Raw genomic sequence first — 1,828 nt, forward strand, 5'->3', positions numbered from 1 at the left:
TCAGATTGCACTCACTTTTTTCACTTCTCTATTTTATTGCGATCGCATTCCTCTTTAAAAACTGTCCGGAGTATTGTTATAGGATAATTGAATTTGATATTAAATCGCTCTTATCTGTCCATCAGCACAAAACCATCCGCGTCCATCTGCGTTCAAAAAAATCTAAATTCCGCCAGCAAAAACTTTACTTTTTAGGTTGCTGCTTCTGGTAAACGCTGATAACTTTATCAGCATAAGTAGCAGTTGCGCCACTTTTACAAGCTGCGGAGTCCCCAGTCATCCACCAGCAAGCGGCGCGGCGTACAGCGGTTAATTCATTGTTGCTGCTGGCTTTGTATTCGTCGCGCAGCAAATCGCCCACGATACAGGTAACAATTGATTTGGCTTTTGTCGCGTCGGCCTCAAATTGTTGGGGTGTTAAATCTTGTTTAGTACAGAATTTTGCCCAGCGGGAAATATTGTTCGGTAAAACTTGCCACTGACTGTACATTCCGTCATTTGCGGCTTGGGGCGGGGCGGCTTGTCGCAGCGCTTCTACGAGGGCGGAAACTTGCGCGTCGGTGACTGCTTGCGCTGTGGCTGGAAGTGCTTGCAATCCGAGGCTAATTATCAGGCTGCCGAATAGTAGATTGGTTTTTGCGATCGATTTAAAATTCATTCACAATCCCCTGTTTGATTTAAAGTTTGTTCCCTCAAACAAGGTTTACTATTTTGTCGCTCGAATGCCTCTGTCTTAAGTATGATTTATTTGCCCACTTAATGCACTGTCGATCGCCCTACGATAGAAATTGTTAATCAAGTACGATAAAATCATGGAAGTACAACCCAGGGAAATTCGCAACTACCTGAGAGCAGATGGGACAAATCCTTTTGAAGATTGGTATAACTCGCTCCGGGATACCACAGGCAAAAATAGGATTCGGTTAAGGCTGAAGCGAGTCATGACTGGTAATCTAGGAGATTGTAAGTCCGTCGGAGAAGGAGTTTTTGAACTCAAAATTGACTCTGGCCCTGGATATCGGCTTTACTGTGGACAAGTCGGGCTGACAATTATACTTCTGCTAATAGGTGGAGATAAGAGAAAGGAAAGAGCGAGATATTGGCAAAGCTATTCAATATTGGAGAGACTATGAAAGACGTGAAGGCTCTCCTGAACTTATGGTTATAAGTTTATCTAATCAGAAAAGCAAGCTAATACGCGATTCCTAAAATTATTAAAATTAGAAAAACCATACCCTTGCCGCATTATCAACTTAATCCGATTGTTGATTCCTTCCATGACTCCACTTGTTGTGCGATGAAGAAAGTAGTTGCAAATACCCTCAAAATGATTCTCAATTGTTGATGCAGCTTCTCTAAAAAATACTTGTGCATGATTTAGCCATTCTTTGATTTTCTTCTGCCCTTTTTGTACCGTCAAATTAGTCTCATATATTTCTCTAAATTTTTCTTTCATCTCATACGCAATTCGCAAACATTCGGATTTTCCTAGTGTCATTTCTAATTTATCAATCTGGTCTTGATTTAATTTTACTCGGTTACTTAATAATAGATATTTACTTTGCCTATCTGTTATTCCGGCTGCTCTACGTAACTTATTTAAGTCTTTATTAACTACTTTCATCACATGAAAACGATCAATAATAACTTTGGCATTTGGGAATACTTTTTTGATAACTTTAGGGAATCCTCCCCACATATCAACACTGACTTCCTCAACTTGTTCACGAACCTCAATTGCTTGTTGCATCAGGACTTCAATGATTTCTTCACAGCGATGAGAATCAATCATCTCAATTAAATTACCTTCGCCCAGGTCACTCACAAC

General features: G+C 40.3%; 3 protein-coding genes. 1 reads left to right on the forward strand and 2 read right to left on the reverse strand.

The window, feature by feature from the left end:
- Nucleotides 1-184 precede the first annotated feature (184 nt).
- A complete protein-coding gene (locus QUB37_RS29580) occupies nucleotides 185-658 on the reverse strand; it encodes a hypothetical protein (RefSeq protein WP_333168793.1) in 474 nt (157 codons plus the stop codon).
- A gap of 154 nt (nucleotides 659-812) precedes the next feature.
- On the opposite strand from QUB37_RS29580, the gene QUB37_RS29585 reads away from it, so the two are divergent.
- The gene (locus QUB37_RS29585) at nucleotides 813-1,133 is read left to right on the forward strand and encodes a type II toxin-antitoxin system RelE/ParE family toxin (protein ID WP_333168794.1); all 321 of its coding nucleotides are present in this window, start codon (nucleotides 813-815) and stop codon (nucleotides 1,131-1,133) included.
- A gap of 41 nt (nucleotides 1,134-1,174) precedes the next feature.
- On the opposite strand, the gene QUB37_RS29590 is transcribed toward QUB37_RS29585, so the two are convergent.
- Nucleotides 1,175-1,828: ISL3 family transposase (locus QUB37_RS29590; protein WP_333168795.1), on the reverse strand; the 654-nt coding region annotated here is incomplete at its 5' end.

Source organism: Microcoleus sp. AT3-A2 (assembly GCF_036705685.1).
Classification (GTDB): Bacteria; Cyanobacteriota; Cyanobacteriia; order Cyanobacteriales; family Microcoleaceae; genus Microcoleus.

Excerpts from the sequence above, each read along its gene's own strand:
- QUB37_RS29585 (WP_333168794.1), top strand. The coding sequence starts at position 813 with ATGGAAGTACAACCCAGGGAAATTCGCAACTACCTGAGAGCAGATGGG.
- QUB37_RS29580 (WP_333168793.1), bottom strand. The coding sequence starts at position 658 with ATGAATTTTAAATCGATCGCAAAAACCAATCTACTATTCGGCAGCCTG.